This window comes from Streptomyces globisporus, from assembly GCF_003501885.1.
Classification (GTDB): Bacteria; Actinomycetota; Actinomycetes; order Streptomycetales; family Streptomycetaceae; genus Streptomyces; species Streptomyces globisporus_D.
Genome location: NZ_QWFA01000087.1, coordinates 1 through 23,430, shown reverse-complemented (window position 1 = coordinate 23,430; position 23,430 = coordinate 1). Strand labels below are relative to the sequence as shown.

The following is a 23,430-nucleotide window of genomic DNA, read 5'->3' as shown; positions in this document are numbered from 1 at the left end:
CTTGAGACCCTGCCCGCCCCCGACCCGGAGGCGGCCGTCGCCGCGGCGGCCCGGCTCGGCTACCCGGTGGCTCTCAAGACCACCGCGCCCCACCTGCGCCACCGCGCCGACCTCGGCGGGGTCCGCCTCGACGTCGCCGACGAGGAAGCGCTGCGCCGGGCCTACGGTGAGCTCACCGACCTCCTCGGCAAGCCGGCCGAACTGCTCCCCGTCGTCCAGGCGATGGCCCCGCGCGGCGTCGACACGGTCGTGCGGGCCTCCATCGACGCGGCCGCCGGGGCGATCCTCTCCTTCGGCCTCGCGGGAGCGCCCTCCGAACTGCTAGGCGACACCGCGCACCGGCTGGTCCCCGCCACCGACCGGGACGCCGCCGAGCTGATCCGGTCCATCCGGGCGGCTCCGGTGCTGTTCGGCTGGCGCGGCTCGGCCCCGGTCGACACGGCCGCGCTCGAAGAGCTGCTGCTGCGGCTGTCCCGGCTGGTCGACGACCACCCGGAGGTGGTCTCCGTCGCGCTCGAACCCGTCGTCGTGGCCCCGCAGGGACTCACCGTGCTCGGCGCGAGCGTCCGGCTCGCCCCGCCGCCCGCCCGGAGCGACGTCGGCCCCCGCCGCCTGCCGAACTACTGAGACCCACCGGCCGGTGGCCACGGGGGCGTCCCCGGCAGTCACCGGCCCGCCGTAGGATGGTGCTCATGGCAAAGACCGGTACGACGACCAAGGGGCTGCGCGCGGCGATCGAGCGCAGCGGCTACTACCCGGCCCTCGTGGCCGAGGCGGTGGAGGCCGCCGTCGGCGGGGAGCCGGTCGCTTCGTACCTGGTCCACCAGGAGACCACGTTCGACTCCAACGAGGTGCGCCGTCATGTGACCGTCCTCGTCCTGACCGAGCACCGGTTCATCGTCAGCCACACCGACGAACAGGCCGCCGACACCAGCTCCCCGACGCCGTACGCCACCACATCCACCGAGTCGGTGAAGCTGGAGCGGATCTCCTCCGTCGTCGTCAGCCGGGTGGTGGCCAACCCGGAGAAGTACGTCCCGGGCACCCTGCCCCGCGAGGTCGTCCTGACCATCGGCTGGGGCGCGGTCTCCCGGATCGACCTGGAGCCCGCCGCCTGCGGCGACTCCAACTGCGAGGCCGACCACGGCTACACGGGCAGCTCCACCGCCGACGACCTGAGCCTGCGGGTCAGCGAGGCCGGCGACGGCCCCGACGCCGTGCGCCAGACCCTCGCCTTCGCCCAGGCGCTCTCCGAGGCCACGGCCGCCACCGCGGCGAGTGGCCGCTGATGGCCCAGCCCGCCTGGCAGGACCCCGAGCCGCTGGCCCTCGACACCGCGCCCGTGCCCGAGTACGGCAGGGGTTCGCTCGCGGACCTGCTGCCGACGCTCGCCGCCGGACTGGAGGTGCCGGGCTTCACTGCCGCGATCCCCGAGCTGACCCCGGCCGACCGCAACTGCGTCTTCCTGATCGACGGCCTCGGCTGGGAGCAGATCAAGGCCCACCCGGACGAGGCCCCCTTCCTGCACTCCCTGCTCCCCACCTCGCGCGGGGGCACCGGCCGCCCGCTCACCGCGGGCTTCCCGTCCACCACCGCGACCTCGCTCGCCTCCGTCGGTACGGGGCTGCCGCCCGGCGAGCACGGCCTTCCCGGCTACACCGCGCGCAACCCGCAGACCGGCGAGCTGATGAACCAGCTTCGCTGGAAGCCGTGGACCGAGCCGAAGGCCTGGCAGCCGTACCCCACGGTCTTCCAGCTCGCCGACGCCGTGGGCGTCCACACCGCGCAGGTCTCCGCGCCGATGTTCGAGCAGACCCCCCTCACCAAGATCGCGCTCAGCGGCGGCTCCTTCCTCGGCCGGCTCTCCGGCGAGGACCGGATGGACGTCGCCGCCCAGCGCCTGGCGGCCGGCGACCGCTCGCTCGTCTACACGTACTACAGCGAGGTCGACGGCAAGGGCCACCGCTTCGGCACCGACTCCGACGCCTGGCGCGGCCAGCTGATGTACGTCGACGGGCTCGCCCGACGCCTCGCCGAGCAGCTCCCGCCGCGCTCCGCGCTCTACATCACCGCCGACCACGGCATGATCGACATCCCGTTCGACGAGCAGTCCCGGATCGACTTCGACGAGGACTGGGAGCTGAGCGCGGGCGTCGCCCTCCTCGGCGGCGAGGGCCGCGCCCGCCACGTCTACGCGGTCCCCGGCGCCCAGGCCGACGTCCTGGCCGTCTGGCGCGAGGTCCTCGGCGAGCAGTTCTGGATCGCGAGCCGGGACGAGGCCATCGCGGCCGGCTGGTTCGGCCCGACGATCGACGAGCGGGTGTACGGGCGGATCGGCGACGTGGTCGCCGCCGCCCACGACGACGTGATCATCACGGCCTCCGTCAACGAGCCGCACGAGTCGGCGATGGCGGGCGTGCACGGCTCCCTGACCCCCGTGGAACAGCTCGTCCCGCTCCTCGAAGTACGCTCGTAACCCCTTCTCTCCCGCCGACCCCCTCCGAAAGGTGCTCGACCCCTCATGCCCGAGCTGGTGTTCTTCTCCGGAACCATGGACTGCGGAAAGAGCACGCTGGCCCTGCAGATCGGTCACAACCGCTCGGCCCGCGGCCTCCAGGGCGTGATCTTCACCCGCGACGACCGCGCGGGGGAGGGCAAGCTCTCCTCCCGGCTCGGCCTGGTGACGGACGCCGTCGAGGCCGAGGAGGGCATGGATCTGTACGCGCACATCGTGGACCGGGTCAGCCGGGGCGGCCGGGTCGACTACGTGATCGTGGACGAGGCGCAGTTCCTCGCCCCGGACCAGATCGACCAACTGGCCCGCGTGGTCGACGATCTGAAGCTCGACGTCTTCGCCTTCGGTATCACCACGGACTTCCGCACCAAGCTGTTCCCGGGCTCCCAGCGGCTGATCGAACTGGCCGACCGCATAGAGGCCCTTCAGGTCGAGGCCCTGTGCTGGTGCGGGGCCCGTGCCACGCACAACGCCCGGACGGTGGACGGCGAGATGGTCGTCGAGGGCGCCCAGGTCGTTGTCGGCGACGTCAACCGGCAGGCGGGCGAGGTCGGTTACGAGGTGCTGTGCCGGCGCCACCACCGCCGCCGCACCACCGCGGAGACCGCCCGCGCGGGCGCGCTCTCGCCCGACGTCCTGCCGGTGTCGTCGGACTGAGGCTTCACGGTTCCGCTGCACGCGGCAGGCCGAGGGGCCCGAGGGCTTGTCCTACGAGAACGGTGGCCGGGCATGACGGACGAACGGAGCGGGGGCGCGTCGGCGCCGCTGCCGGCGAAGGCCGGGCTGGAGGTCGTGGCGCAGGGCGTCGCCGATGAGCTGCCCTCGTACGCGCAGGCCTTCAAGGCCGTCGTCAACGTCGAGGTGGCCCCCCGGGCTACGGTGGCGCGCTCGGCGCCGGGAGCGGCGGCGGAGGCCGACCGGCTGTGGCTGGAGCACGCGCGGACCGCTGCCGTCATCGATGACGAGGGCTGCTTCCTGGTCCGGGAAGCCGATCACGGCTGGGACCGGGTGCGCCGCACCGCGCACACCGCGCTCTCCGCCGCCCTCGTACCCGGGGCGGGCTCCGTGGTCATCGCGATGTCCCCGGACGGCCGCCGGCTGTGCGCCCTCACCGAGGAGGACGACGACTACTGGATCGTCGTGCACCGTTTCGAGGACCGTGCCGTGTGACCCGGGGCCTGCCCGTCTAAGGGCTCTCGGTGGAGCCGCTGCCGGTCGACCTGATGACCGTGAACACGGCCCCTTCCGGGTCCGCGACCGTCGCCAGCCTGCCGCTCACCCCCTCGCGCGGCGGCTGCAGGACGCGCCCGCCCAGCTCCACCACCCGGGCCGCGGCCCGGTCGGTGTCGGCTACCTCGAAGTACGTCATCCAGTGCGGCCCCCGGTCGCGCGGCAGCGCGTGGCCGACCCCGTGCAGGGCCGCCACCGCCACGTTGTCCAGGTGCAGTGTCTGGTAGTCGAAGTCGGCGGAGAGCACCGCCTCCGTCTCGTAACCGAAGACCGTCTGGTAGAACTTCGCGACCATCGACGTCTCCCGGGTCACCAGCTCGTTCCAGACGGGGGTGCCGGGTACGCCCGCCGTCATCGTGCCGATGTGCTCCGAGCCCTGCCAGATGCCGAAGACCGCCCCGCTCGGGTCCGAGGCGATGGCGAGCCGCCCGGCCTCGCCCGCGTCCAGTGGGCCGACCGCGACCGTCCCGCCGCAGGAGCGGATGGCCTCCGCGGTGACGTCGGCGTCGTCCGTGGCGAGGTAGGTGGTCCAGGCGATGGGGAGATGCCGGTCGGGCGGCAGCTGGCCGATGCCCGCGACCTCCTCGCCGTGCAGCAGCCCGCGGACGTAGGGGCCCAGTTGTTCAGGGCCCGGCCGGAACTCCCAGTCGAACAGGGCTCCGTAGAACTCCTGGGTCGCGGTCAGGCCGTGCACGATCAGACTCACCCAGCAAGGTGTTCCGGGCGTGCGCCGGGCGGGGGCCTCGGTCATCGTCTTCTCTCTCCTCGGACCGTTGTGGTGGCCGTGCGGGGGAACGGGACAGCGGCGCCGTCCCGGGTCAGGACGCGGTCCGCGTGCCCCGTGCAGATGCTTGCACCCCCCGGCGCGGGAGGCGCACCGGCCGCGCCGCGTCGTCCGGGTTCTCGACGGAGGACGGCCGGACTACCGCCGGCCGTCCCGTCCGATGCTGTTACGGGTGCCGGCCCCGCTGCGCGAGGATGGCACCCATGAAGCCCATCATCACCGCATCCGAATGCGCGAGCGAGTCGGCCGGGTCGCGACCGCCGGTGCTCCTGGACGTCCGCTGGCAGCTCGGCGGCCCGAACGGCCGCCCCGACTACGAGGCCGGTCATCTGCCCGGCGCGGTCTACGTCGACCTCGATACGGAACTGGCGGGACCGGCGGGCGACGGCGGCCGCCACCCCCTCCCGGACCCGGAGGCCTTCGGTGCCGTGATGCGCCGGGCCGGGGTCGGTCAGGACACCCCCGTCGTGGTGTACGACGGGGGGCAGGGCTGGGCGGCGGCCCGCGCCTGGTGGCTGCTGCGCTGGACCGGGCACGGAGACGTACGGGTCCTCGACGGCGGGCTCGCCGCCTGGACCGGCGACCTCACCACGGAGATCCCGCACCCCGCCGAGGGCGATTTCCGGCCGAAGCCGGGGGCCCTGCCGACCCTGGACGCGGAAAGTGCGGCGGCCTTCGCCCGCTCGGGTCTGCTGCTGGACGCGCGGGCGGCCGAGCGCTACCGGGGCGATGTGGAGCCGATCGACCGCGTCGGCGGCCATATCCCCGGGGCCGTCTCCGCGCCGACCACGCAGAACGTCGACGCGGACGGGCGCTACCTCCCGGCCGAGCAGCTGGCCGCACGGTTTGCCGGGCTGGGCGCGGAAGGCAGCACCGAGGGCGTGGGCGTCTACTGCGGATCCGGGGTCTCCGGCGCGCACGAGGTGCTGGCCCTGGAGATCGCCGGCTTCACCGGTGTCCTGTACCCGGGCTCCTGGTCCGAGTGGTCCTCGGACCCCTCCCGGCCGGTCGCCACGGGGCCCGAGCCCCGGTAACCCCGCAGGGCGGGTCCGGCCGGTCCCGCCCGCGCCCGTCCGCGCGCCGGACCACGGCGAAGGAGCGGGGGCCGTACGCCATCGCGTACGGCCCCCGCCCCCACCGGTGGTCATCCCCGGTCAGTCCTGCTTCTTGCGCCGGGTGCCGAAGACGATCTCGTCCCAGCTCGGCACGGCGGCCCGGCGGCCCGGCCGGACCCCGTCCGCCTCCGCCTGACGGTCCGTCGTCCCGGTCAGCCGGTCGCGATGACCGGCCACCGCCCGGGGCATCAGCACATCCGCGTACGCCGACCCGGCACCGGCCGAAGCGGCGGCGGCCGGCGGCTCGTCCGCCTCCGCCTCCTCCGCCGGTTCCAGCGCGGGCGGCTCGGGCTGCGTGGGCCGCTCGGGCACGACCATGTCGCCCCGGAAGCTCGGTACCGCCTCCAGCAGGCTGGTCAGCGAGTCACGCTCACCGGCCGACGCGCTGCTCACGTACTCCTCGGGCTCGGTGACCGGCGCGGGCCGCTCGATCTGCCGGTCCAGGGCCCGGTCCAGCGGGCGTTCGCGCTCGGTCTGCCGGTCGAGGCTCCGGTCCAGCGGCCGGTCGCGCGGCAGCCGGGCGATCCGGGGCACGAACGGGAAACTGGGCTCCGGCGCGGCGACGTCGTCGGTCTCGCCGATCAGCGAGCGCGCCTCGTCGTCCAGCGCCTGGACCAGCCGCCTCGGCGGGTCGTACGTCCAGCTCGCCGAGTGCGGTTCGCCCGCGACCCGGTAGACGAGCAGGACTTCCCAGGTGCCGTCGTCACGACGCCACGAGTCCCACTGGACGGTTTCCTTGTCGGCGCCGCGCAACAGGAGACGTTCCTGCACCGCCTCGCCGAGCTGGGGGCCGGTGTTCTCGCCGGGACGGCGCACAGGAGTCTTCCGGGCCCGTTCGGCCATGAAGGCACGCTCCGCGAGCACGGGGCCCTCGAAGCGGCGTACACGGTCGACGGGGATGCCCGCGAACTGGGCGACCTCCTCAGCGGAGGCACCGGCCCGTATGCGGGCCTGGATGTCGCGGGGCCGGAGGTGGCTCTCCACCTCGATCTCGATCTGGCCGAGCCGGGCGCGGTCGTTGCGCACGGCGGCGCGCAGCCGCTCATCGATCGGAAGCGTGTACTCCGTGCTGTCCGCAGCCTTGAGCACCAGTCGTGTGCCGTCGTTGGAGACGGCCACGACACGCAGTTCGGGCATGGGGACCTCCCGGGTGGTGCCTGCCGACGTCACGTGCGTCGCTGCTTCCGCTAGTCGAGTGTGACCTGCCCGGGTGCAGCCTGCCACAACCTTGCCAAATTGCCCGGCGTGTCGGGCGCTCGCCCTGGTGCGCCCGCCTAGGGTGCCGCCGTCGGCCCCCTCCGGTAGCTGCGGATTCCCACGTCGGAGTCCGCCCCAGGGCTCGTCACAGTACTCCATTCGGGCCACCGGGGTGGACCGGCGCGCCGCCGAAGTTCTCACCGGCTGCGGGAGTTGAGGTACCCAGTTCTCCGCGAAATGCCCCTGATGCGTGTTGTGCTTCACACAATCACCAGAATCGGAACTATCCACTTCGCTCATTTGTCCCTTCCTGTTGCATGGTGGGAGAGATGTCAAGCAGGGGCTGGTAATGGTTCAGAAGCCGGAAAGTGACGCAGAACCCAAGGAAAGGCGCATAGATCTGAGTCTCCCGCAGGTCGCCGGGAGCGCCGTGGCGGCCGTCGCGGCAGCGGTGCTGGCCTCGCAGTTGGGCGTGTACGGCACGATCGCCGGCGCGGGCGTGATGAGCGTCGTCGCCACCTGCGGCGGCTCGGTCTTCCAGCACTTCTTCCGCCGCACCGGCGAGCAGATCCGTGAGGTGACGGTCCAGGTGACCCACCCGGAGGGCCGCCAGGTGACCGTGCACACCAAGGAGACGACGCCCGCCGGGCGCAGAGCCGCCGCACAGCGGGCGGAACCTGAGACGACGGGGCAGCCTGTGGACGACGCCACCACGGTGCTGCCCACGGTCGGCCCGGGCACGGTCCCGGAGGTGATCCCGGACGCGGAGAGCACGCAGGTGCTGAGGCCGCTCGACACGGACCGGACGCAGCTGCTGAACCTCGGCGACGAGCGGACCCGGATGCTCCGCGTCCCGCCCGCCGGAGCCGATGCCGACCGTACGCAGATGATCCCGCGCGCCGACGACCGTACGCAGACGCTCCCGCAGGCCGGATCGCACCCGGCCGCCGCCCCCGACGACGCGTTCGGCGAGGGCGTCACCCACGGCACCCGCCTGCGCGGATGGAAGCGCCCCGCGCTGGCGGCCGCCGCGGTCTTCGCCGTCTCCATGGCCGGGATCACCGCGTTCGAGCTGATCTCGGGCAACGACCTCAGCGGCGGCCAGGGCACCACCCTCAGCTCCGTCGTGCGCGGCGGCGGCGACCGGGACACCGGGCCCGCGGACCCCACCCCCTCCGGGGACACCGGCAGGGACGGGGGAGCGGACGAGCAGTCTCCGACCCCGGGCGACGGCACCGGCTCCGCCCCCGCCACGGACGGCGGCGACGGCAGCGGCACGAGCCCGGACCCGGGCAGGAGCCCGGGCGGTGAGAACCCGACCACCGGGCCCACCACCGCCCCGACGCCCTCCGGATCCGCCGGCGAGCCCACGCCCGAGCCGACGCAGCCGACTCCGTCGAACCCCGGCGACACCGGTACCGGCGAACCCTCGACCGGCACGGGCGTCGCCCCCGGGCAGGGCGAGCAGGGCCCGCCCGGCGCCGACGCCGAGTGACGGACGTACCGGCGGAACACTCCGGCCCCGGCCCCTCGCCATTGAGCGGGGGCCGGGGCCGACGTCGTAGCAGTGGCTGCCCGGACTCAGTCGCCGAGCACGCGCCGCAGATAGTCGTTGCCGAACAGCCGGTCCGGGTCCAGCCGGTCGCGCAGCGCGGTGAACTCACCGAAGCGCGGGTAGACCTCCGTCAGGTAGGCCGCGTCCCGGGTGTGGATCTTGCCCCAGTGCGGCCGGCCGGCGTGCGCCGTCATGATCCGCTCGACCGCGGTGAAGTACGAGCGGTGGGGCGTGCCCTTGTAGAGGTGCACGGCGATGTACGCGCTGTCCCGGCCCGAGGCGGTCGACAGGGCCATGTCGTCGGCCGGAGCGGTGCGCACCTCGACCGGGAAGCTGATCTTCAGCGGTGACCGCTCGACCATGGCCTTCAGCTCCCGCAGCGCCGTCACCGCCTGCTCGCGCGGAACGGCGTACTCCATCTCCACGAACCGCACCCGGCGCGGGCTGGTGAACACCTTGTACGGGATGTCGGTGTACGTACGCGCCGACAGCGCCCGGCTGGAGAGCTTGGCGATCGAGGGGATCGTCGCCGGGACCGCGCGGCCGAGCGAACAGGCCACCTGGAAGACCCCGTTGGACAGCAGCTCGTCGTCGATCCAGCTGCTCACCCGGCCGGGCGGGGCGGCCGGACCGGCGCTGCGGTTGTTGCGCTTGGTGTTGCAGTTCCCGGTGTGCGGGAACCAGTAGAACTCGAAGTGCTCGTTCTCGGCCACGAACTCGTCGAACTCCTCGGTGACCCGGTCGAAGCCCATCGGCTCCTCGCGGGCGGTCAGCAGGAAGATCGGCTCCACGGCGAGGGTGACGGCGGTGATCACCCCGAGGGCGCCGATCCCGACCCGGGCGGCGGCGAAGATCTCCGGGTTCTCCTCGGCCGAGCAGACCAGAACCGTGCCGTCGGCGGTGACCAGCTCCAGCGCCCGGATCTGCGCGGATATGGAGGCCGATTCGCGGCCCGTGCCGTGCGTGCCGGTGGAGGTCGCCCCGGCGATCGTCTGCTCCATGATGTCGCCCATGTTCGTGAGCGACAGGCCCTCGCGGGCGAGTGCGGTGTTGAGCCGCTTGAGCGGAGTGCCCGCCTCCACCGTCACGGTCATCGCCTCACGGTCGATGCCCCGGATCCCGGTGAGCAGATCGGGGCGTATCAGCACCCCGTCGGTGGCGGCCGCCGCCGTGAAGGAGTGGCCCGAACCGACCGGCTTCACCTTCAGGCCGTCCGCGTGCGCCCGGCGCACCACGTCCGCGAGTTCGTCCACGGACGCGGGTGACTCGGTGCGGGCGGGCCGGGCGGTGACGGTGCCCGCCCAGTTACGCCACGCGCTCGTCGTCCGTGCGTAGGTGTCGGTCATCTTCCCCGCGCCCTCCCGTCGCAGCCGGCCCGGCCAGCCGGCGATATCCCAGGAACGCCACCGCCGCCGCGAGCGCTCCCGCCACGACGGGCACCGCGTACCCCGCCTTCGCCCCGGCGGCGTCGACCACCCAGCCGGCGGCCGAGGAGCCGAGCGCCACTCCGACCGCGAGCCCGGTACTGGTCCAGGTCATGCCCTCGGTCAGCTTGGTGCGCGGTACGTGCGCTTCGACGAGGGCCATGGTGGTGACCATCGTCGGTGCGATGGCGAGACCCGCGACAAAGAGCGCCACGGCCAGCAACGGAAGGTTCCCGGCCAGTAGGAGGGGGATCATACTCACGGCCATCGCGCAGACACCCACCAGCCACCTGGCCGCGGGGTTCCCCTTCAGGTGCAGCAGCCCGAACACGGCCCCCGCGAGACACGAGCCGAGCGCGTAGACGGCCAGCACCAGGGAGGCAGCGGCCTTGTGGCCGCGCTCCTCGGCGAAGGCCACGGTCACCACGTCCACGCCCCCGAAGATCGCACCGGTCGCCACGAAGGTGGCCACCAGGACCTGGAGCCCCCGCGAACGCAGCGCCGAGCCCCCGGTGTGCTGCGACTTCGGGTGCGGCATCGGCTCGGTCGCGCGCTGCGCGGTCAGCCAGAAGACGCCGACCAGCAGGAAGGCGGCGGCGATCAGCGGTCCGGCCTCGGGGAACCACGCGGTGGAGAGGCCGATGGAGATGATCGGGCCGAAGATGAAGCACACCTCGTCGACGATCGACTCCCACGAGTACGCGGTGTGCAGATCGCGGCCCGAGCCCCGGTAGATCTCCGCCCAGCGGGACCGGACCATCGACCCCACGCTCGGCACACATCCCGCGCCCACCGAGAAGACGAACAGCGTCCACTCCGGCGCCCCCTGCTGGGCGCAGACCAGCAGACCCGCCACCGCGGCCACCGCGACCAGCGTGACCGGGCGCAGCACCCGGCGCTGCCCGTAGCGGTCGACCAGCCGGGAGACCTGGGGGCCGCAGACCGCGGCCGACATCGCCAGGGTCGCCGACAGCGCCCCGGCCAGTCCGTAGCGGCCGGTGAGCTGGGAGATCATCGTGACGACGCCGATGCCCATCATGGACAGCGGCATCCGGCCGAGGAAGCCTGCGGCGGAGAACCCCTTGGTACCGGGGGCGGAGAAGATGGCGCGGTAGGGGCTGGGCAAGGGGGTACTCCGGTCATGCCTGTCAGGCGTATAGCTGGCCCATACAGCTTACGGGCGGGCGGACGCCCCGGACACCGGATTCCGGGCGGACCGGGGGCCCGGTACCGGCCGGGTTCCCCACCCGCCGTTCCACGCCTTCCCGACGGGCCGTCGGATGTCGGTTGCCACCCCGCCGGGGACGGGTGGCAGGATCGACGGCATGTCCGATCTGCGCGATGCCGCTCCCTACGACGCCCTGCTGCTGCTCTCCTTCGGCGGTCCCGAGGGCCCGGACGACGTGGTCCCGTTCCTGGCGAACGTGACCCGCGGCCGCGGCATCCCCGAGGAACGCCTCAAGGAGGTCGGTCAGCACTACTTCCTGTTCGGCGGGGTCAGCCCGATCAACGCGCAGAACCGCGCCCTGCTGGAGGCGCTGCGCAAGGACTTCGCCGACCACGGCGTCGACCTGCCGATCTACTGGGGCAACCGCAACTGGGCCCCGTACCTGACCGACGTGCTGCGCGAGATGACGGCCGACGGGCACCGCCGGATCGCCGTCCTCGCCACCAGCGCCTACGCCTCCTACTCGGGCTGCCGCCAGTACCGCGAGAACCTCGCCGAGTCGCTGGCCGCCCTGGAGGCCGAGGGCCTCGATGTGCCCCGGGTCGACAAGCTCCGCCACTACTTCAACCACCCCGGGTTCGTCGGCCCCATGGCCGACGGCGTGCTCGCCTCGCTCGCCGACCTCCCCGAGGACGTCCGCGCGGGCGCGCACATCGCGTTCACCACCCACTCCATCCCGACCTCCGCCGCCGACGCCTCGGGCCCGGAGGAGGCCCACGGCGAGGGCGGCGCCTACGTGGCCGAGCACCTCGACGTGGCGCGGCTGATCATCGAGGCGGTGCGCGCCGAGACCGGCGTCGAGCACCCCTGGCAGCTCGTCTACCAGTCCCGCAGCGGCGCCCCGCACATCCCGTGGCTGGAACCCGACATCTGCGACCACCTGGAGACCCTGCACGGCGAGGGCGTCCCCGCCGTCGTGATGGCGCCCATCGGCTTCGTCTCGGACCACATGGAGGTGCTGTACGACCTGGACACCGAGGCCACCGCCAAGGCCGCCGAGCTCGGTCTGCCGGTCCGCCGCTCCGCCACGGTGGGCGACGACCCGCGCTTCGCCGCCGCCGTACGGGACCTGGTCCTGGAGCGTGCCGCGAGCGAGCGCGGCCGGGCGGTCGAGCGCTGCGCGCTGGGGTCGCTGGGGCCCTCCCACGACCTCTGTCCCGTCGGCTGCTGCCCCGCCAGGGCCCCGAAGCCGGCCGCCGCGGGCGCCGACAGCCCGTACGTGTAGCCCGTACGACCACCCGACCGTGCGCACCGATCACCTGGGAGCACCGTGACCGACCCCGCCCTGTCCGAACTGCTCGACCTCGCTCTCGAAGCCGCCCGCCGCGCCGGAGCCCTGCTGCGCGACGGCCGCCCCGCCGACCTGGGGGTGGCCGCGACCAAGTCCAGCCCCATCGACGTGGTCACCGAGATGGACATCGCCGCCGAGAAGCTGATCACCGGCTACCTCACCGACTTCCGCCCGGACGACGGCTTTCTCGGCGAGGAGGGCGCCAGCTCCCCGGGCTCCACCGGCATCCGCTGGGTCATCGACCCGCTCGACGGCACGGTGAACTACCTCTACGGCCTGCCGACCTGGGCGGTCTCCATCGCCGCCGAGCGCGACGGCGAGCGGGTCGTGGGCGTCGTCGAGGCCCCGATGCGCCGGGAGACGTACCAGGCGGTCCTCGGCGGCGGTGCGTTCGCGAACGGCGAAGCGCTGCGCTGCCGGCCCACCGCGCCCCTGGACCAGGCACTCGTCTCGACCGGCTTCAACTACGTCGCCCACGTCCGCGCCCACCAGGCGGACGTCGCCCAGCGGCTCATCCCCAGGCTCCGCGACATCCGGCGCAGCGGTTCGGCCGCCGTCGACCTCTGCGATGTGGCGGCGGGCCGTCTCGACGGCTACTACGAGCGCGGCCTGCACCCCTGGGACCTGGCCGCGGGCGACCTCATCGCCCGGGAGGCGGGTGCGCTGACCGGCGGCCGCCCGGGGCTGCCCGCCGACGGCGACCTGACGGTGGCCGCCACCCCCGGCGTCTTCGAGCCGCTGCAGGCCGCACTCGACGAGCTGGGCGCCTGGCACGACTGACCCGAAGCCCCTGGTGGGGCTCTGGGAGCCCGACGGCACAGCAGAGGGCCCCGGATGCCTGGACAGCATCCGGGGCCCTCTGGCGTACGGCTCAGGCGCCGACGGCGCCGACCTGTACGCCGTGCTCGGCGGCGAGGCGGTGCAGATCGTCCAGCTCGCCCTGCTCGACATCCGCGAGGAAGTCGTCGCCGTCCTCGCGCGCCCGCGTGAGGTCGGACTCGGTCGTCTTGATGCGTTGCAGCAGACCTGCGGTGAAAGCGTCCATGATGCGCCCCCTCATCGTGGGTCGGTGGCACGGGGGTGTGCCCGGGATACCCCCGGCCGGGGAGCCGGAGGAGCGGGTGATCGCGCCGCCGCTCCGGGGAAAAGGGGCGGACCGTGGCAGGCCACGGGACAGGCGTGATCGCGGGTGTGAACCCCTCTTCCCCATACCGCGGCTCAGAGAAACCTCAACTGGCCCGGGAAACCGCCGGTTTCCCCGCGGAAGGCCGCGGGAACGTTCGGCCCGCCGCCGTCTTACCGCCGGTTTATGCGCGTTGAGGGCAGGATGGAGGCACACGGTCGGCCCGGCTGTCCGTGTCCGAGCGGCCCCCGCGTGGGCCGCTCGCTCTGTGAACCCGACGAAGGACCGAAGGAAGGACTGCGCCGTGCGCGTACTCGTCGTCGAGGACGAGCAGCTGCTCGCCGATGCGGTGGCCACCGGACTGCGCAGGGAGGCCATGGCCGTCGACGTCGTCTACGACGGTGGCGCGGCCCTGGAGCGTATCGGGGTCAACGACTACGACGTCGTCGTGCTGGACCGGGACCTCCCGGTGGTGCACGGGGACGACGTCTGCCGCAAGATCGTCGAACTCGGCATGCCCACCCGGGTGCTCATGCTCACCGCCTCCGGCGACGTCAGCGACCGGGTCGAGGGCCTGGAGCTGGGCGCCGACGACTATCTGCCCAAGCCCTTCGCCTTCAGCGAGCTGACCGCCCGGGTCCGCGCGCTGGGCCGTCGTACGACGGTGGCACTGCCGCCCGTCCTGGAGCGCGCCGGCATCAAGCTCGACCCGAACCGTCGCGAGGTCTTCCGCGACGAGGTGGAGATCCAGCTCGCCCCGAAGGAGTTCGCGGTGCTGGAGGTCCTCATGCGCAGCGAGGGCGCGGTCGTCTCGGCCGAGCAGCTGCTGGAGAAGGCCTGGGACGAGAACACCGACCCCTTCACCAATGTGGTGCGGGTCACGGTGATGACGCTCCGCCGCAAGCTCGGCGAACCGCCCGTCATCGTCACCGTGCCGGGCTCCGGATACCGGATCTGAGGACCATGGCCACCACACCGGAGCCGCCCGCGGCGCCACCGAAGCCCACCTGGGAGCCCAAGCAGCCGGACCCCCCGTACCCCTGGCTGCGCCCGACCATCCGGATACGACTCACCCTGCTGTACGGCGGGATGTTCCTGATCGCGGGCATCGTGCTGCTGTCGATCATCTACATGCTGGCCGCGCAGGCGCTCCACGTCGGCAGCGAGCTGCCGTTCGAGATCGTCAGCGGCAAGGTCACCAGCGAGATCTGCACCCTGCCCACGAACGCCAGTCCGGACGCCTTCAACGCCGCGACGAACGCCTGCGTCAACAACCAGCGCAAGGCGGCCCTGGACACTCTGCTCAACCGCTCGCTCCTCGCCCTGGTCGGCCTCAGCGTGATGGCCTTCGCCTTCGGATACGCCATGGCCGGACGCGTCCTGTCCCCGCTCGGCCGGATCACCCGGACCGCGCGCCGGGTGGCCGGCACCGACCTGACCCGGCGGATCGAGCTGGACGGCCCCGACGACGAGCTGAAGGAGCTGGCGGACACCTTCGACGACATGCTGGACCGGCTGGAGCGGGCCTTCACCGCACAGCAGCGGTTCGTCGGCAACGCCTCGCACGAGCTGCGCACCCCGCTGGCGATCAACCGCACCCTGCTGGAGGTCCACATCTCCGACCCGGAGGCCCCGCCGGAGCTCCATCAGCTCGGCAAGACCCTCCTGGCCACCAACGAGCGCAGCGAGCAGCTGGTCGAGGGCCTGCTGCTGCTGGCCCGCAGCGACAACCAGATCGTCGAGCGCAAACCGGTCGACCTGGCGGAGGTCGCCGAGCGCGCCATCGACCAGACCCGGGCGGAGGCGCTCGCCAGGAAGGTCGAGATCCGCGGTGAGCGGGCATCGGCCACGGTGCAGGGCAACGGGGTCCTGCTGGAGCGGATCGCGCTGAACCTCGTGCAGAACGCCGTGCGCTACAACGTGCCCGAGGACGGCTGGGTGGAGGTCACCACCGAGGTGCGGGACGGGCAGGCCCTGCTCGTCGTCTCCAACACCGGCCCGGTGGTCCCGGCGTACGAGATCGACAACCTCTTCGAGCCCTTCAGGAGGCTGCGTACGGAGCGCACGGGCAGCGACAAGGGGGTCGGGCTCGGCCTGTCGATCGCGCGGTCCGTCGCGCGGGCCCACGGAGGCCGTATCATCGCGGAGCCCCGCGAGGGCGGTGGTCTCGTGATGCGTGTCACTCTGCCGGTCTGAGAGGCTGCACGATGTGACTCTGCACCGAATCTTCATGTTCGCTTTGGGCGGAATTTTCAGGACCCGTTCCCGGGCGGGTCGTGTGTGATCGATCACACGGTCGATTTTCCGGTCATCCACTCTCCGTGATCACGAGTCTGTCGGAAAGCCGGTAATCGTCCGGGTTTTCGGGGATCGTTATCACGGGAAGTACACGGGGTGGCGCCCGTGAACTGCGCAGTCGGGACCGTGTACGGTCCCCATCGCCACCCAAGCCGAGCCTCGCCGAGGCGGCCGGTTGGGTGTCGATTGAGTAACAGACCTTGATGTGAGGCAAAATCTCCGCCTCAGGTCGGGCACAAGTCCGGCCTCTCACGCGTTACGTGCGCTGAGACACCTAGACACCCAAGAGGGGGAGAGCGACATGGCAACGGATTACGACACCCCACGCAAGACCGACGACGACGTGGACCAGGACAGCCTCGAAGAGCTCAAGGCGCGTCGGAGCGACAAGACGGCCTCCGCCGTCGACGTCGACGAGTTCGACGCCGCCGAGGGCCTGGAGCTGCCCGGCGCGGACCTCTCCAACGAGGAGCTGGCCGTCCGGGTGCTGCCCAAGCAGGCCGACGAGTTCACCTGCATGAGCTGCTTCCTGGTGCACCACCGCAGCCAGCTGGCCCGCGAGAAGAACGGTCAGCCCATCTGCCGCGACTGCGACTGAGGTCGAGTCGGCCGTGGCAGGCGAGACACCGTTCCGGAAGCGGCGCCCCTGGCGTCGGCACGGCCAGCAGGCACCACAGGACGGTACCGGCGGCACAGGCCCGGCAGAAGGCGGTCACGCGTCTGCCGAGCGGTCCGCCGCCCCGCCGGACCACTCCGGCGGTTCCGACGACGAGCGAGGCCGTTCGGCCTCGCTCGAAGTGGCCGGGTCGGCAGCACTGCCGGACCTGGCCGCGCAGCAGGAACAGCAGGACCGGGCGGAGCCCCAGGCCGGGGGCCGCCTGCACGCAGTGAAACGGGGCGTACGCAAGAGCGGGGAGAGCGCGAAGGCACTGGCCGCACAGCTGGCCGACCGCATCATCGACACGGCTCCGCGCGTGCCGGTGCGCGACCTCGCCACCCTGCGCAGGCAGTTCCCCGGGCTCGGGCCCGAGGAGCTGGCCGACAAGCTGGTCACGGGAGCCTGCCGGGGCACCGCGACCGTGGGCGCCGGCATCGGGGCCGCCGCGATGATGCCCGTACCGCCCGCGATGCTCGCCGAGCTGGCGGCGGAGGTCACCGGCGTCGCCGCGATCGAGATGAAGCTCGTCGCCGAGCTCCACGAGGTCTACGGCCGCCGTCCCCCGGGCAATCTCGGCCAGCGCAGCACCGCGTATCTCACGTCGTGGACGGAGGAGCGCGGCATCGACGTCACCCGGCCCACCACGCTCAACGCCGCCCTCGGCGGCCAGATGAAGCGTGAGCTGCGCCAGCAGATCATGAAGCGCATGGCGCGCAATCTGCCCAACCTGATCCCGTTCATGATCGGCGCCGCCGTCGGCGCCACGATGAACCGCCGCGACACCCGCAAGCTCGCCGACCGGGTCAGGGACGACCTGCGCAAGGACCGGATCCCCTGGGACCGGCTGCCCGCGCTGCCGCCGCTGGAGCAGCCGCTGAACCCGGCCGAGCTGCCCAAGGAGATCGAGGGCCCCTGAGAGCCCCCGTCCCGTCCGGGCGAGTGGCTCAGGCCGTCGGTACGGTGCTCAGCGCCGCCGCGAGGCCCCGCGGGTCCCGGGTGGAGAGATAGACGTACGGAGTCGGGTCCTCGGGGTCCGTGACCTCCACCCGCACCGCCGTCTCCACATAGCCGCGCAGCAGCATGAACGCGCGGGCGTCCGCCTTGTGCGTGCGCCAGGCCCGCGCCTCCTCCGCGTCCAGCACCTCGGGCTCGCCGAGCGCCGACAGCGGGATCCGGGCCTCGCCGGCGACGAGCGACCCCGCCACCACCCGGATCCGGGCGGAGCCGTAACCGCTCACCACGAGGGCCGCCGCGGCCGTCCCGCCGACCAGCCCCGCGAGCATCGGCAGGGTGCCCAGCGGCAGCAGCATCAGAGCACAGGCGACACCGACCCCGAAGGCGATGAACCACCAGGAGCGGGGCGCGGTGAGACGTTCGTCGAAGGGCGGTGCGGAAGGCTGCATGGCACCAAGCTTGGCACGGCGCGACCGGCACACCGCCGCGCGGGTAAGGTCTGCGCCTGTGAGTGGAACATCAGCAGCTCTGACACCCCCGGCCGACGCCGTCGCGCCGGTCCGGCACCCCGACGCGCCCGCCCCCGGCGAGCTTCTCGGAGCGCACTACGAACACTGCTTCGGCTGCGGCGGGGGACAGCCGCACGGACTGCACCTGATGGCGCGGGCCGGCGAAGGCGTCAGCGTCACCGCCGAGTTCACCGTGCAGCCCGCCCACCAGGGCGCACCCGGCCTGGCCCACGGCGGGGTGCTCGCCACGGCGCTGGACGAGACCCTCGGCTCGCTGAACTGGCTGCTGCGCACGATCGCGGTGACCGGACGGCTGGAGACCGACTTCGTCCGCCCCGTCCCCGTGGACACCGTGCTCCACCTCGACGCCCGGATCACCGCCGTGCACGGGCGGAAGATCTACTCCACCGCCACCGGCCGGATCGGCGGCCCCGAAGGCCCCGTCGCGGTCCGGGCCGACGCCCTCTTCATCGAGGTCAAGGTCGACCACTTCATCGACAACGGCAGGCCCGCCGAGATCCAGGCGGCCATGTCCGACCCCGACCAGGTCCGGCGCGCCCGCGCCTTCGAGGTGAACCCGTGACCCGCAGTCCCGTCGACGTACTGATCCGCCGGACCGACCCGGATGTGCCGATTCCGGCGTACGGGCACCCGGGCGACGCCGGGGCCGACCTGGTGACCACCGAGGCCGCCGAACTCGCCCCCGGCGAACGCGTGGTGCTGCCCACCGGGGTCTCGATCGCCCTGCCCGACGGGTACGCCGCGTTCGTGCACCCGCGCTCCGGCCTCGCAGCCCGCTGCGGAGTGGCCCTCGTGAATGCCCCAGGGACGGTTGATGCCGGGTACCGTGGGGAGATCAAGGTGATCGTGGTCAACCTCGATCCACGCGAGAGCGTGCGATTCGAACGGTTCGACCGGATTGCCCAACTGGTTGTCCAGCAGGTCGAGAAGGTGCGCTTCCACGAGGTGGCGGAACTTCCCGGCTCGGCGCGGGCCGAAGGGGGCTTCGGGTCCACCGGCGGCCACGCGTCGGTGGACGGCGCCGAGGGCGGGATCACCCATGGTGGGAACAGCTACGCTTCGGTCGTATCCGACCGGGAAGGACAGTGACGTGTTCGGACGTCGCAAGAAGAGTGGTTCCGCCGAGGACGCGGCGGACGAGGTGCGCGAGGCCGAGCAGGTCGCCGACGAGCCCGGGAGCGGCGACGCTGCCGCCGGAGGCACCCGTCGGATGAATCTTCCGCCGGCCCCCCGACCGGACGGACCCTGGGACAGCTCCGAGGTCTCCCAGCCCGGCGAGGGCCGGGTCGACCTGGGCGGCATCTTCGTCCCCGGGGTCGAGGGCATGGAACTGCGCGTCGAGGTGGCCGGGGACGCGATCGTCGCCGCCACCGTGGTGCTGCGCGACAGCGCGGTCCAGCTGCAGGCCTTCGCCGCCCCCAAGAAGGAGGGCATCTGGGGCGAGGTCCGCGACGAGATCGCCTCGGGCATCACCCAGCAGGGCGGCATCATCGACGAGGTCGAGGGCCCGCTGGGCTGGGAGCTGCGCGCGCAGGTCCCCGTACAGCTCCCGGACGGCACGGGCGGGGTGCAGCTCGTGCGCTTCGTCGGCGTCGACGGCCCCCGCTGGTTCCTGCGCGGAGTGATCTCCGGCCAGGGCGCCGTCCAGCCGGAGGCCGCCGGACTGCTGGAGACGATCTTCCGGGACACCGTGGTCGTCCGCGGCGACGGCCCGATGGCCCCCCGCGACCCGATCGTCCTCAAGCTCCCCAACGACGCCCAGATGGTGCCCGAGGGCGTGCAGCAGGAGGACCAGGAGAGCTCCCGGTTCTCCGGCGGCATGGGCCAGCTCCAGCGCGGCCCCGAGATCACCGAGGTCCGCTAGCGGACACCGCACGGCCGGTGGGCCGCACCCCTTCCCGGGTGCGGCCCACCGGCCGTCGTCCGTACCGGCCCCGGCCATTGCCCGGCCGTGTGCCGTACACACATACTTGGCGGGCGACGACGCGGGCCACGTACGTACGACGGGGGAGCAGCATGACCGAGAGCACCAGCGGGCAGTCCGGCACGGCCCTCGCCGAGGACCCGGCCCGCAGCGCGATGGTCACCGTCGAGGACCTGCACCGCTCGTACGGGAGCGGAGCGGCGGCCGTGCACGCTCTGCGCGGCGTCTCCTTCGAGATCCCGCGCGGCGAGCTGGTCGCGCTCAAGGGCCGCTCCGGCTCCGGCAAGACCACCCTGCTCAACCTGGTCGGCGGCCTGGACACCCCCGACAGCGGTCGGATCACCGTCGACGGCACCGAGCTGGCGGGCCTCGGCGAGAAGGGGCTGCTGGAGCTGCGCCGGGACCGGGTCGGCTTCATCTTCCAGTCCTTCGGCCTCATCCCGATCCTGACCGCCGCCGAGAACGTCGGCGTACCGCTGCGGCTGCGCAAGGCCGACCCGGCCGAGCGCGACGAACGGGTCGCCCTGCTGCTCTCCCTCGTCGGCCTCGCCGACCACGCCGAGCAGCGCCCCGGCGAGCTCTCCGGCGGCCAGCAGCAGCGCGTCGCCATCGCCCGCGCCCTCGCCAACCGCCCCGCCCTGCTGATCGCCGACGAGCCCACCGGACAGCTCGACGCCGAGACCGGGCTCGCTGTGATGGAACTGCTCCGCGCGGTCGTCCGCAGCGAGAACGTCACCGCCCTCGTCGCCACCCACGACCCCCAGCTGCTGGGCCTCGCCGACCGGGTCCTGGAGCTGAGCGACGGCCATATCGTCCAACACGCCTGAGCCTTCGGCCCCGTCCTTCCGGCTCTCCCGGCGCGCATCAGAGTTCCGTCAATACGCCCCTCACCTGCACTCCCGGGACCGAACCACGGCCCGGGGCGGAGTAGCGTCGAAGGCGGCAGCCGCACCGGGCGCGCCACCGGCCCTCCGCAGGACACGGCCGGACGGAAGAAGACAATGGGGCCATGGGACGCGGCATACTCCGGATCTACCTGGGCGCGGCACCGGGCGTCGGCAAGACGTACGCGATGCTCTCCGAGGCGCACCGCCGGGTCGAGCGCGGCACCGACTGCGTGGTGGCCTTCGTGGAGCACCACGCCCGGCCGCGCACCGAGGTGCTGCTGCACGGCCTGGAGCAGGTCCGGCGCAGCGAGATCAGCTACCGCGGCGCCGTCTTCACCGAGATGGACGTCGACGCCGTCCTGGAGCGCGCCCCGGCCGTGGCCCTGGTCGACGAGCTGGCCCACACCAACGTCCCCGGCTCCCGCAACGCCAAGCGCTGGCAGGACGTCGAGGAGCTGCTCAAGGCCGGGATCGACGTCATATCCACGGTCAACATCCAGCACCTGGAGTCACTCGGCGACGTCGTCGAGTCGATCACCGGCGTCCGGCAGCGCGAGACCGTCCCCGACGAGGTGGTCCGCCGGGCCGACCAGATCGAGCTGGTCGACATGTCGCCCCAGGCGCTGCGCCGCCGGATGGCGCACGGCAACATCTACCAGCCCGACAAGATGGACGCCGCCCTCTCGAACTACTTCCGCCCCGGCAACCTCACCGCCCTGCGCGAGCTGGCCCTGCTGTGGACCGCCGACCGGGTCGACGAGTACCTCCAGCAGTACCGGGGCGAGCACAACATCCGCACCACCTGGCAGGCCCGCGAACGCATCGTCGTCGGGCTGACCGGCGGGCCCGAGGGCCGCACCCTCATCCGCCGCGCCTCCCGGATGGCCGCCAAGGGCTCCGGCAGCGAGATCCTCGCCGTCTACATCGCCCGCAGCGACGGCCTGACCTCCGCCTCCCCGAAGGAGCTGACCGTCCAGCGGACCCTGGTCGAGGACCTCGGCGGCACCTTCCACCATGTCATCGGCGACGACATACCGGCCGCCCTGCTGGAGTTCGCCCGCGGCGTCAACGCCACGCAGATCGTGCTGGGCTCCAGCCGCCGCAAGACCTGGCAGTACATCTACGGCCCCGGGGTCGGCGCGACCGTCGCCCGCGAGTCCGGGCCCGACCTCGACGTCCACATCGTCACCCACGACGAGGTCGCCAAGGGGCGCGGTCTGCCCATCGCCCGCGGTGCACGGCTCGGCCGCGCCCGGATCATCTGGGGCTGGCTCGTGGGCGTCGTCGGCCCCGTGCTGCTCGCGGTCGTCCTGCGCTCGATGGAAGACGCACCGGGCCTCGCCAACGACGTCCTGCTCTTCCTCTTCCTGACGGTGGCCGCCGCCCTGCTCGGCGGGCTGAGACCCGCGCTCGCCTCGGCGGCCGTCGGCAGCCTGCTGCTGAACTACTGGTTCACCCCGCCCACCCACACCCTGACCGTCCAGGACCCGGAGAACCTCGTCGCCATCGTGATCTTCTTCGCGGTGGCGGTGGCGGTCTCCTCCGTGGTCGACCTCGCGGCCCGGCGCACCCACCAGGCCGCCCGGCTGCGCGCCGAGTCGGAGATCCTCTCCTTCCTCGCCGGCAGCGTGCTGCGCGGTGAGACCGCCCTGGACGCCCTGCTGGAACGGGTCCGTGAGACCTTCGCCATGGAATCCGTCGCCCTGCTGGAGCGCAGCAGCGACGTCGAGCCGTGGACCTGCGCCGGATCCGTCGGACCGGCCCCCGTCACCCGGCCCGACGACGCCGACGTGGACATGCCGGTCGGCGACAACCTGGCCCTGGCGCTCTCCGGCCGGGTGCTGCCCGCCGAGGACCGCCGGGTGCTCGGCGCGTTCGCCGCCCAGGCCGCCGTCGTCCTGGACCGCCAGCGCCTGGTCGGGGAGGCCGAGCAGGCCCGCCGACTCGCCGAGGGCAACCGGATCAGGACCGCTTTGCTCGCCGCCGTCAGCCACGACCTGCGCACCCCGCTGGCCGCCATCAAGGCCGCCGTCAGCTCGCTGCGCTCCGACGACGTCGCCTGGTCCGACGAGGACGAGGCGGAGCTGCTGGAAGGCATCGAGGACGGCGCGGACCGGCTGGACCACCTCGTCGGCAACCTGCTGGACATGTCCCGCCTCCAGACCGGCACCGTGACGCCCCTGATCCGCGAGATCGACCTCGACGAGGTGGTCCCCATGGCGCTCGGCGGCGTCCCCGAGGGCAGCGTCGACCTCGACATCCCCGAGACGCTGCCGATGGTCGCCGTCGACCCCGGGCTGCTGGAGCGGGTCGTCGCCAACATCGTCGAGAACGCCGTCAAGTACAACCCGGGCCGGGAGCCCGTCGCCGTGGCCGCCAGCGCGCTCGGCGGCCGGGTCGAGCTGCGGGTGGTGGACCGGGGCCGGGGCGTCCCCGACGAGGCCAAGGAGCGCATATTCGAGCCCTTCCAGCGGTACGGGGACGCCCCGCGCGGCGCCGGGGTGGGGCTCGGCCTAGCCGTCTCCCGGGGCTTCGCCGAGGCCATGGGCGGCACGCTGGACGCCGAGGACACCCCGGGCGGCGGGCTGACCATGGTCCTGACGCTGGCCGCGGCGCCGGGCGGGATCCGGGCCGAACCCGAACTGCCGGCCCAGGTCACCTCGTGAGCCACCTCCGGGCGCGCCCAGCCCGCCCCGACGTGTTCCCCGCCCCCTCCC

The 23,430-nt window shown here is 72.8% G+C and carries 24 protein-coding genes; 18 read left to right on the top strand and 6 right to left on the bottom strand.

What is annotated here, in order from left to right; genetic code table 11:
• The 5 genes from D3105_RS17690 to D3105_RS17670 all read left to right on the top strand — a co-directional run.
• Window positions 1–627 (top strand): acetate--CoA ligase family protein (locus D3105_RS17690; RefSeq protein ID WP_240646938.1); only part of this gene is annotated, 627 nt, incomplete at its 5' end.
• A 65-nt stretch (window positions 628–692) separates the two neighbouring features.
• Window positions 693–1,289, top strand: a complete 597-nt coding sequence (locus tag D3105_RS17685) for a DUF5998 family protein (RefSeq protein ID WP_006128099.1) — start codon at window positions 693–695, stop codon at window positions 1,287–1,289.
• Complete coding sequence (locus D3105_RS17680) at window positions 1,289–2,476, top strand: alkaline phosphatase family protein (RefSeq protein WP_118904135.1); 1,188 nt, start codon at window positions 1,289–1,291, stop codon at window positions 2,474–2,476. Before D3105_RS17685 ends, D3105_RS17680 begins: the two co-directional genes overlap by 1 nt.
• A 45-nt stretch (window positions 2,477–2,521) precedes the next feature.
• Window positions 2,522–3,172: a thymidine kinase gene (locus tag D3105_RS17675; RefSeq protein ID WP_118904134.1), complete on the top strand. Its 651-nt coding sequence runs from the start codon at window positions 2,522–2,524 to the stop codon at window positions 3,170–3,172.
• A gap of 72 nt (window positions 3,173–3,244) precedes the next feature.
• Window positions 3,245–3,685 (top strand): hypothetical protein, encoded by a 441-nt coding sequence (locus D3105_RS17670; protein WP_118904133.1) that lies wholly within the window; start codon window positions 3,245–3,247, stop codon window positions 3,683–3,685.
• 16 nt (window positions 3,686–3,701) lie between these two features.
• On the opposite strand, the gene D3105_RS17665 is transcribed toward D3105_RS17670, so the two are convergent.
• Window positions 3,702–4,496, bottom strand: coding sequence for a VOC family protein (locus D3105_RS17665; RefSeq protein ID WP_118904132.1), 795 nt, complete (start codon window positions 4,494–4,496; stop codon window positions 3,702–3,704).
• Between the two features lie 236 nt (window positions 4,497–4,732).
• Between D3105_RS17665 and D3105_RS17660 the strand changes: the two genes are divergently transcribed.
• Window positions 4,733–5,563 (top strand): sulfurtransferase, encoded by an 831-nt coding sequence (locus D3105_RS17660; RefSeq protein WP_118904131.1) that lies wholly within the window; start codon window positions 4,733–4,735, stop codon window positions 5,561–5,563.
• A gap of 120 nt (window positions 5,564–5,683) precedes the next feature.
• Here D3105_RS17660 and sepH read toward each other — a convergent pair whose 3' ends face one another.
• The gene (gene sepH, locus D3105_RS17655) at window positions 5,684–6,781 is read right to left on the bottom strand and encodes a septation protein SepH (RefSeq protein ID WP_118904136.1); all 1,098 of its coding nucleotides are present in this window, start codon (window positions 6,779–6,781) and stop codon (window positions 5,684–5,686) included.
• 490 nt (window positions 6,782–7,271) lie between these two features.
• On the opposite strand from sepH, the gene D3105_RS17650 reads away from it, so the two are divergent.
• A complete protein-coding gene (locus D3105_RS17650; protein ID WP_206272781.1) occupies window positions 7,272–8,336 on the top strand; it encodes a hypothetical protein in 1,065 nt (354 codons plus the stop codon).
• Window positions 8,337–8,422: 86 nt separating this feature from the next.
• Here D3105_RS17650 and D3105_RS17645 read toward each other — a convergent pair whose 3' ends face one another.
• Entirely contained in the window at window positions 8,423–9,742 is a 1,320-nt protein-coding gene (locus D3105_RS17645) for a D-arabinono-1,4-lactone oxidase (protein WP_118904129.1), read from the bottom strand.
• A complete protein-coding gene (locus D3105_RS17640) occupies window positions 9,702–10,946 on the bottom strand; it encodes an MFS transporter (protein WP_118904128.1) in 1,245 nt (414 codons plus the stop codon). The genes D3105_RS17645 and D3105_RS17640 overlap by 41 nt, the downstream gene beginning before the upstream one ends.
• 199 nt (window positions 10,947–11,145) lie before the next feature.
• Between D3105_RS17640 and D3105_RS17635 the strand changes: the two genes are divergently transcribed.
• Together D3105_RS17635 and D3105_RS17630 are read left to right on the top strand one after the other, a co-directional pair.
• Entirely contained in the window at window positions 11,146–12,273 is a 1,128-nt protein-coding gene (locus D3105_RS17635) for a ferrochelatase (RefSeq protein WP_118904127.1), read from the top strand.
• 45 nt (window positions 12,274–12,318) lie between these two features.
• Window positions 12,319–13,119: an inositol monophosphatase family protein gene (locus D3105_RS17630; RefSeq protein ID WP_010063410.1), complete on the top strand. Its 801-nt coding sequence runs from the start codon at window positions 12,319–12,321 to the stop codon at window positions 13,117–13,119.
• 91 nt (window positions 13,120–13,210) lie between these two features.
• Here D3105_RS17630 and D3105_RS34595 read toward each other — a convergent pair whose 3' ends face one another.
• On the bottom strand, window positions 13,211–13,384 hold the full coding sequence (locus tag D3105_RS34595) for a hypothetical protein (protein WP_165891035.1): 174 nt from the start codon (window positions 13,382–13,384) through the stop codon (window positions 13,211–13,213).
• Between the two features lie 382 nt (window positions 13,385–13,766).
• Here D3105_RS34595 and D3105_RS17625 point away from each other — a divergent pair, with 382 nt between their 5' ends.
• From D3105_RS17625 to D3105_RS17610, 4 genes are all read left to right on the top strand, one after another.
• A complete protein-coding gene (locus tag D3105_RS17625; protein ID WP_118904126.1) occupies window positions 13,767–14,420 on the top strand; it encodes a response regulator transcription factor in 654 nt (217 codons plus the stop codon).
• A gap of 5 nt (window positions 14,421–14,425) precedes the next feature.
• Window positions 14,426–15,658 carry a sensor histidine kinase gene (locus tag D3105_RS17620; RefSeq protein ID WP_118904125.1) on the top strand — a complete coding sequence of 411 codons (1,233 nt, stop codon included), beginning with the start codon at window positions 14,426–14,428 and terminating at the stop codon, window positions 15,656–15,658.
• 403 nt (window positions 15,659–16,061) lie between these two features.
• Window positions 16,062–16,358: a DUF4193 domain-containing protein gene (locus D3105_RS17615; protein ID WP_003965732.1), complete on the top strand. Its 297-nt coding sequence runs from the start codon at window positions 16,062–16,064 to the stop codon at window positions 16,356–16,358.
• A gap of 13 nt (window positions 16,359–16,371) precedes the next feature.
• On the top strand, window positions 16,372–17,334 hold the full coding sequence (locus D3105_RS17610) for a hypothetical protein (RefSeq protein ID WP_118904124.1): 963 nt from the start codon (window positions 16,372–16,374) through the stop codon (window positions 17,332–17,334).
• Between the two features lie 28 nt (window positions 17,335–17,362).
• Here D3105_RS17610 and D3105_RS17605 read toward each other — a convergent pair whose 3' ends face one another.
• Window positions 17,363–17,821: a DUF3093 domain-containing protein gene (locus tag D3105_RS17605; RefSeq protein WP_030802203.1), complete on the bottom strand. Its 459-nt coding sequence runs from the start codon at window positions 17,819–17,821 to the stop codon at window positions 17,363–17,365.
• A gap of 58 nt (window positions 17,822–17,879) precedes the next feature.
• Between D3105_RS17605 and D3105_RS17600 the strand changes: the two genes are divergently transcribed.
• From D3105_RS17600 to D3105_RS17580, 5 genes are all read left to right on the top strand, one after another.
• Window positions 17,880–18,464: a PaaI family thioesterase gene (locus D3105_RS17600; RefSeq protein WP_029182603.1), complete on the top strand. Its 585-nt coding sequence runs from the start codon at window positions 17,880–17,882 to the stop codon at window positions 18,462–18,464.
• Window positions 18,461–18,991 (top strand): dUTP diphosphatase, encoded by a 531-nt coding sequence (dut, locus tag D3105_RS17595; RefSeq protein WP_118904123.1) that lies wholly within the window; start codon window positions 18,461–18,463, stop codon window positions 18,989–18,991. Before D3105_RS17600 ends, dut begins: the two co-directional genes overlap by 4 nt.
• A gap of 1 nt (window position 18,992) precedes the next feature.
• On the top strand, window positions 18,993–19,766 hold the full coding sequence (locus D3105_RS17590) for a DUF3710 domain-containing protein (protein ID WP_097873684.1): 774 nt from the start codon (window positions 18,993–18,995) through the stop codon (window positions 19,764–19,766).
• 152 nt (window positions 19,767–19,918) lie between these two features.
• Window positions 19,919–20,653 (top strand): ABC transporter ATP-binding protein, encoded by a 735-nt coding sequence (locus tag D3105_RS17585; RefSeq protein WP_118904122.1) that lies wholly within the window; start codon window positions 19,919–19,921, stop codon window positions 20,651–20,653.
• A gap of 182 nt (window positions 20,654–20,835) precedes the next feature.
• A complete protein-coding gene (locus D3105_RS17580) occupies window positions 20,836–23,379 on the top strand; it encodes a sensor histidine kinase (protein WP_118904121.1) in 2,544 nt (847 codons plus the stop codon).
• Window positions 23,380–23,430 lie beyond the last annotated feature (51 nt).

Bases quoted from the DNA above. Each gene is read 5' to 3' on its own strand.
- D3105_RS17660 (WP_118904131.1), top strand. From the start codon at position 4,733: ATGAAGCCCATCATCACCGCATCCGAATGCGCGAGCGAGTCGGCCGGG.
- sepH (WP_118904136.1), bottom strand. From the start codon at position 6,781: ATGCCCGAACTGCGTGTCGTGGCCGTCTCCAACGACGGCACACGACTG.
- D3105_RS17685 (WP_006128099.1), top strand. From the start codon at position 693: ATGGCAAAGACCGGTACGACGACCAAGGGGCTGCGCGCGGCGATCGAG.
- D3105_RS17585 (WP_118904122.1), top strand. From the start codon at position 19,919: ATGACCGAGAGCACCAGCGGGCAGTCCGGCACGGCCCTCGCCGAGGAC.
- D3105_RS34595 (WP_165891035.1), bottom strand. From the start codon at position 13,384: ATGGACGCTTTCACCGCAGGTCTGCTGCAACGCATCAAGACGACCGAG.
- D3105_RS17605 (WP_030802203.1), bottom strand. From the start codon at position 17,821: ATGCAGCCTTCCGCACCGCCCTTCGACGAACGTCTCACCGCGCCCCGC.
- D3105_RS17580 (WP_118904121.1), top strand. From the start codon at position 20,836: ATGGGACGCGGCATACTCCGGATCTACCTGGGCGCGGCACCGGGCGTC.
- D3105_RS17670 (WP_118904133.1), top strand. From the start codon at position 3,245: ATGACGGACGAACGGAGCGGGGGCGCGTCGGCGCCGCTGCCGGCGAAG.
- D3105_RS17665 (WP_118904132.1), bottom strand. From the start codon at position 4,496: ATGACCGAGGCCCCCGCCCGGCGCACGCCCGGAACACCTTGCTGGGTG.
- D3105_RS17680 (WP_118904135.1), top strand. From the start codon at position 1,289: ATGGCCCAGCCCGCCTGGCAGGACCCCGAGCCGCTGGCCCTCGACACC.
- D3105_RS17675 (WP_118904134.1), top strand. From the start codon at position 2,522: ATGCCCGAGCTGGTGTTCTTCTCCGGAACCATGGACTGCGGAAAGAGC.
- D3105_RS17645 (WP_118904129.1), bottom strand. From the start codon at position 9,742: ATGACCGACACCTACGCACGGACGACGAGCGCGTGGCGTAACTGGGCG.
- D3105_RS17620 (WP_118904125.1), top strand. From the start codon at position 14,426: ATGGCCACCACACCGGAGCCGCCCGCGGCGCCACCGAAGCCCACCTGG.
- D3105_RS17615 (WP_003965732.1), top strand. From the start codon at position 16,062: ATGGCAACGGATTACGACACCCCACGCAAGACCGACGACGACGTGGAC.
- D3105_RS17635 (WP_118904127.1), top strand. From the start codon at position 11,146: ATGTCCGATCTGCGCGATGCCGCTCCCTACGACGCCCTGCTGCTGCTC.